General features: G+C 71.0%; 6 protein-coding genes. 3 read left to right on the plus strand and 3 right to left on the minus strand.

The features are described 5' to 3' along the window. The first annotated feature begins 70 nt into the window (after positions 1-70). Positions 71-673 carry a response regulator transcription factor gene (locus DVA66_RS15965; protein ID WP_232822007.1) on the plus strand — a complete coding sequence of 201 codons (603 nt, stop codon included), beginning with the start codon at positions 71-73 and terminating at the stop codon, positions 671-673. 59 nt (positions 674-732) lie between these two features. On the opposite strand, the gene DVA66_RS15970 is transcribed toward DVA66_RS15965, so the two are convergent. After that, on the minus strand, positions 733-1,005 hold the full coding sequence (locus DVA66_RS15970; RefSeq protein ID WP_114127175.1) for a GlsB/YeaQ/YmgE family stress response membrane protein: 273 nt from the start codon (positions 1,003-1,005) through the stop codon (positions 733-735). 115 nt (positions 1,006-1,120) lie between these two features. Between DVA66_RS15970 and DVA66_RS15975 the strand changes: the two genes are divergently transcribed. After that, on the plus strand, positions 1,121-1,471 hold the full coding sequence (locus DVA66_RS15975) for a hypothetical protein (RefSeq protein ID WP_232822006.1): 351 nt from the start codon (positions 1,121-1,123) through the stop codon (positions 1,469-1,471). Positions 1,472-1,501: 30 nt separating this feature from the next. On the opposite strand, the gene DVA66_RS15980 is transcribed toward DVA66_RS15975, so the two are convergent. After that, a complete protein-coding gene (locus DVA66_RS15980) occupies positions 1,502-2,737 on the minus strand; it encodes a phospholipase D-like domain-containing protein (protein WP_114560969.1) in 1,236 nt (411 codons plus the stop codon). A gap of 42 nt (positions 2,738-2,779) precedes the next feature. Here DVA66_RS15980 and DVA66_RS15985 point away from each other — a divergent pair, with 42 nt between their 5' ends. Next, complete coding sequence (locus tag DVA66_RS15985) at positions 2,780-5,281, plus strand: UvrD-helicase domain-containing protein (RefSeq protein ID WP_114560970.1); 2,502 nt, start codon at positions 2,780-2,782, stop codon at positions 5,279-5,281. 293 nt (positions 5,282-5,574) lie between these two features. On the opposite strand, the gene DVA66_RS15990 is transcribed toward DVA66_RS15985, so the two are convergent. After that, positions 5,575-5,986 (minus strand): M23 family metallopeptidase (locus DVA66_RS15990; protein WP_157974055.1); only part of this gene is annotated, 412 nt, incomplete at its 5' end.

Below are 5,986 nucleotides of genomic sequence, written 5' to 3' on the forward strand. Positions count from 1 at the left end.
GGGGGCGGAGGGACCCACCGACCCGGCCCGGCGCGGCCCGCTGCGGGTGGTGCTGGTCGACGACCACGCCATGTTCCGCAGCGGGGTGCGCTCCGAGATCGGCCGCACGGTGCAGGTGGTGGGGGAGGGCGAGGACGTGCCGAGCGCCGTCCGGGCCATCCTGCAGACCCGGCCCGACGTGGTCCTGCTCGACGTCCACCTGCCCGGCGGCGGAGGCGTCGAGGTGCTCAAGCAGGTGCACGCGCAGAACCCCGACCAGCGCTTCCTCGCGCTGTCGGTCTCCGACGCCGCCGAGGACGTCATCGGTGTCATCCGTGGTGGCGCGCGGGGCTACGTCACCAAGTCGATCAGCGGCGCGGAGCTGATCGACGCCATCCGCCGGGTCGCGGAGGGCGACGCCGTGTTCTCCCCCAGGCTCGCCGGGTTCGTGCTGGACGCCTTCTCCGGTGCGATCGACATCGCCAGCATCGACGAGGACCTCGACCGGCTCTCCCAGCGCGAGCGGGAGGTGCTGCGGCTGATCGCCCGCGGCTACGCCTACAAGGAGGTCGCGCGCGAGCTCTTCATCTCCATCAAGACCGTCGAGACCCACGTCAGCTCGGTGCTGCGCAAGCTGCAGCTGTCGAACCGGCACCAGCTCACCCGCTGGGCCACCGACCGCAAGCTGGTCTGAACCCGGACGCACGACGGCCCGGCACCACCGTGGTGGTGCCAGGCCGTCGTGCGCTGGGATCAGGCGCGCGCAGAGGAGCGGCGGCTGATGAGGCCCCAGATGACGAGGATGATGAGCGCCCCGACGATCGAGGTGATCACGCCCTGGATGGAGAACACGTCACTGTAGCTGACGTCGAACAGCAGCCCGCCGAGGAAGCCTCCGAGGAGTGCTCCGACGATGCCGAGGATGATGGTGGCGATCCAGCCGCCTCCCTGCTTACCCGGGAGGATCAGCTTGGCGATCGCGCCGCCGATGAGCCCGATGACGATGTAGGCGATGATGGTTCCCATGCCCCCACAGTAGCCCCATCCGCGGACGCCAAACGGGCGGCACACCCTGAGAGTTCCCCAGTTCGCACCCGCGCTCGGCCCGCGCCGACGGCGCGGACTGGCTATCGTCTGCGCCATGACGGCGATGGACTGGGTTCACGGCCTGCTGCTGCTGCTCCACCTGGTCGGCTTCGCCGCCCTCTTCGGCGGGGCCTTCGTGCAGCTCCGCGACCGCGAGCCGGTGGTCAACGCCGCCATGCTGCACGGGGCGCTCACCCAGCTGGTCAGCGGGCTGGCGCTGGTCGGGGTGAACGAGGTGGGCGACGTCGACGTCAACCACGTGAAGATCGGCATCAAGCTCGTGGTCACGCTGCTGGTCACCGTGCTGGTGGTGCTCAACCGCCGCTTCGACTCCATCCCCAAGGGGCTCTGGGCGATCATCCTGCTGCTCACCCTGGGCAACGCGGCGCTGGCCGTGCTGTGGTGAGCGACCGGCGCCCCGCTCGGAGGAGACGGCTCAGAGGAAGCGGCGGTAGGGCCGCAGCACGGTCTCGGAGAACTTCACCATCATCGGTCGGGCCTGCCACTCCGCCAGGGTCAGCTCGGTGCAGTTGCTGAGGTCGATGGTGAAGACCTCCTCGAGCTTGGCCGCCACCTCGGCCGCGGTCAGCTCGAGGTTGATCTCGTAGTTGCCGGCCAGGCTGAGCGCGTCCAGGTTGGCGGTGCCGATGGTCGACCACTGGCCGTCGATGGTGGCGGTCTTGGCGTGCACCATCGCCCCCTGGTAGAGGAACAGCCGCACCCCGCCGGCCAGCAGCTGGGCGTAGTAGCCCCGCGACAACCAGTCGGCGGTGATGTGGTTCGAGGCGGCCGGGACGATGAGCCGGACGTCCACGCCCCGGCTCGCCGCGGCCAGCAGCGCCCGGACGATGTCGTCGTCGGGGACGAAGTAGGCGTGGGTCAGCCAGATGTGGTCGGTGGCCTTGTCGATCGCCTCCAGGTACATCCCGCGGATCGGGTAGTGCGCCCGCCGGGGGATGTTGCGGTGCACCCGCACGGAGCTGTGCCAGGAGCGGGTGGCGACCTCGGGCAGCATCGGGTGCCGGCCCGGCAGCTCGTTCCAGTAGTCGACGAAGGCGTCCTCGAGGTCGGCCACCACCGGACCGGTCACCCGGGCGTGGGTGTCGCGCCAGTCGGTGGCGTAGAGCGAGCCGATGTTGTAGCCGCCGACCCAGGCCATCTCGGAGTCCACCACCATCAGCTTGTTGTGGTTGCGTCCGAGGTTGCGCGGGTTGAGCCACCCCAGCCCACCCCACACCAGCGGGTGCCGCAGGACGTTGACGTGGCTGGGGAAGGAGAAGAACGGCCGCGGCACCACGAGGTTGGCGAACTCGTCGTAGACCAGGCAGACCTCCACCCCGCGGTCGGCCGCCTCGACCAGGGCCTTCTTGAACGCCCGGCCGGTGCGGTCGCCCTTCCAGATGAACGTCACCAGGACGATCCGCTTCCGCGCGTTGCGGATGCCCTCCAGCATGTCGTCGTAGAGGTCCTGGCCGTAGGTGAAGACCGTCAGCTCACCGGCGTCGATCGGCACGGTGCTCGGACGCAGCTTCGGGAAGCGGGCGGGGGAGCGGAGCCGCTTGCGCCGGAGGTCGATGACGAACAGTGCACCGAGGGTGAGCCCCTGGACGGCCAGCACGCAGGCGAGGACCCTGCTCACCAACCTCCGCAGGGAGATCCGTGGCAGCCGCATGGCGGGAGTCTAGTCAGGACCCGCCACTAGGCTGGCGGGGTCATGAGCCAGCCAGACCTGTTCGCCAGCCTGCCCCCCGTCGAGACCTCCGCGCCGGCCCCGGCGAGGACGTCCGCGCCCGCCCCCAGAGCCGACGGCGCGGCGGGGGAGGGACGGCGTCCGCGGCTCACCGAGGAGATGCTGCTGGACGGGCTGAACGGGCCGCAGCGCCAGGCCGTCACCCACGAGGGGCCGCCGGTGCTCGTGGTCGCCGGCGCCGGTTCGGGCAAGACCCGGGTGCTGACCCGTCGGATCGCCTGGCTGGTCAGCCAGCGCAACGTGCACCCCGGCTCGGTGCTGGCCATCACCTTCACCAACAAGGCCGCCGCCGAGATGCGGCACCGGGTGGCCGACCTGGTCGGCAACCGCGCACGGCTGATGTGGGTCTCCACCTTCCACTCCGCCTGCGTGCGGATCCTGCGCGCGGAGATCGGCCGGTTCGGCTACACCCGCACCTTCTCCATCTACGACGACACCGACGCCAAGCGGCTGATGACGCTGGTCTGCCGCGACCTCGAGCTCGACCCGAAGCGCTATCCCGTCCGCGGGGTGATGAACTGGGTCTCCAACCTCAAGAACGAGCTGGTCGACCACGAGTCCGCGCCGGCCCACGTCGCCTCGCCGGCCGAGGAGCCCTACGCCGAGGCCTACAAGACCTACCAGCAGCGGCTGCGGGCGGCCAACGCGCTCGACTTCGACGACCTCATCATGACGACGGTGCACCTGCTGCAGGCCTTCCCCGACGTCCGCGAGCAGTACCGGCGCCGCTTCCGCCACGTGCTGGTCGACGAGTACCAGGACACCAACCACGCCCAGTACGCCCTGGTCCGCGAGCTGTGCGCCGAGGAGGAGGGCGAGCACTCGATCGAGGCGCCGGGGCTGATGGTGGTCGGCGACTCCGACCAGTCGATCTACGCCTTCCGCGGTGCGACCATCCGCAACATCCTCGACTTCGAGAGCGACTTCCCCGGCGCGGAGACGATCCTGCTCGAGCAGAACTACCGCTCCACCCAGAACATCCTCTCCGCGGCCAACGCGGTCATCACCCGCAACGCCGAGCGTCCGGAGAAGCGGCTGTGGTCCGACTCCGGGGACGGCCCGCTGATCACCGGCTACGTCGCCGACACCGAGCACGACGAGGCCCAGTTCGTGGCCGGCGAGATCGACCGGCTGACCGACGAGGGCCTGACCACGCCCGGGCAGACGGCCGTCTTCTACCGCACCAACGCCCAGTCGCGGGCCTTCGAGGACGTCTTCATCCGGGTGGGGCTGCCGTACAAGGTGGTCGGCGGGGTGCGCTTCTACGAGCGGCGTGAGGTCCGCGACGCCATCTCCTACCTGCGCGCCATCGCCAACCGGTCCGACGACGTCTCGGTCCGACGCATCCTCAACGTCCCCAAGCGCGGGATCGGCGACCGGGCGGAGGCGGCGATCGCGACCCTCGCCGAGCGCGAGCAGATCTCCTTCGGCGAGGCGCTGCGCCGCAGCGACGAGGCGGTGGGTCTGGCGACCCGCTCGGCCAAGCAGATCGAGGCCTTCGCCGCCCTGCTGGACGCGCACGAGCAGATGGTCGCCGACGGCGTCCCGGCCGACCAGGTGCTCACCTCGGTGCTGCAGGAGTCGGGCTACCTGACCGAGCTGCAGAGCAGCAAGGACCCCCAGGACGAGACCCGGCTGGAGAACCTGGTCGAGCTGGTGTCCGTGGCCGCCGAGTTCGTCGCGAACGCCCACGCCCAGGACATCACCGCCGAGGTGGCCGCGGCCCGTGCCGAGGAGGAGCAGACGGCGGAGGACGGGTCCCGCGACCGGGAGGCGCTGGAGCTGGGCGACGAGCTGGCCGGCGGAGCCCCCGAGCCGGACGACTCGCTGCCGGCCTTCCTCGAGCGGATCGCCCTGGTCGCCGACTCCGACCAGATCCCCGACGCCGACGACGGCGGAGGCATGGTCACGCTGATGACCCTGCACACCGCGAAGGGGCTGGAGTTCGACACCGTCTTCCTCACCGGGTGCGAGGACGGGGTGTTCCCGCACCAGCGGGCGCTCACCGACCGCAGCGAGCTGGAGGAGGAGCGCCGGCTGGCCTACGTCGGCATCACCCGGGCCCGCAAGCGGCTGCACCTGTCCCGTGCGGTGGTGCGGACGGCCTGGGGCGCCCCGCAGTACAACCCGCCGAGCCGGTTCCTCGAGGAGATCCCGGCCCATCTCTACGACTGGCGGCGCACCGGTGCGGCGGTGGCCAGCTGGGCCACCACCTCGGCCACCCGCCGCAACGAGGCCGACAGCTCGCTGGGCAGCTGGCGCAGCGCCGTCGGCTACGGCGCCCGCCCGACTGCCCGGCAGGTGCCGTCCCTGGACGCCGGTGACCGTGTGCTGCACAGCACCTTCGGGATGGGCACGGTGATCGCGACGAGCGGGACGGGCGACGCCACCAAGGCCGATGTGGACTTCGGTTCCGTCGGCGTGAAGCGCCTCTCCCTCAAGCACGCCCCGCTGGAGAAGCTCTAGGCGTCCTGCGTGGAGGTCTGGGCAGGGACGACACTCGCTACCTGACGGCACCCGCGCACGGACGCCACCCACAGCGCCCTGAGCCTGTCGAAGGGCGAACGCCCACCGGAGCGGACGACAAGACCGATGTGGGCGGCCGGTCGGCCGCTCACCTCACCGGACGCCGCGCCGGTGCTCGGTGCCGACACGGCGGACCTCGTCACTGACCGTCGACATCGGTCAGCCGTCGCCGTTCGAGCAGAAGAAAACCTGGCCCCCGCTGGGTCGCAGCGGGGGCCAGGTTGGTCTCGGTGTCAGAGCCGGACGCCGTGGGACAGCATCCAGACGGCGGGATCGCGCGTCTCGTAGGGGTTGCTGGTGGAGGCGCCGGCCGGGTACCACTCGAAGTGGAGGTGGGGGCCGAAGGTGCGGCCGGTCATGCCGACCACGCCGATCATGCTGCCGGCCGTGACCTGCTGGCCGGGGGAGACGGCGGTGCTCGCCATGTGCGCGTAGAGCGTCTTGCTGCCGTCGGCGTGCTTGATGATGACGTGGGTGCCGGCCCAGCCGCCGCCGTTGGCCGGGACGACGACGCCGTCGGCGGCCGCGCGGATCGGGGTGCCGATCGGGGCGGAGAGGTCGGTGCCGGTGTGGTAGCGCGACCACGAGCCCACCGCGCCCCAGCGGGCGGCCAGGCGGTAGTGGGCCAGCGGGGAGACGCCACCG

Source organism: Desertihabitans aurantiacus (assembly GCF_003344635.1).
In the GTDB taxonomy this organism is placed as follows: domain Bacteria; phylum Actinomycetota; class Actinomycetes; order Propionibacteriales; family Propionibacteriaceae; genus Desertihabitans; species Desertihabitans aurantiacus.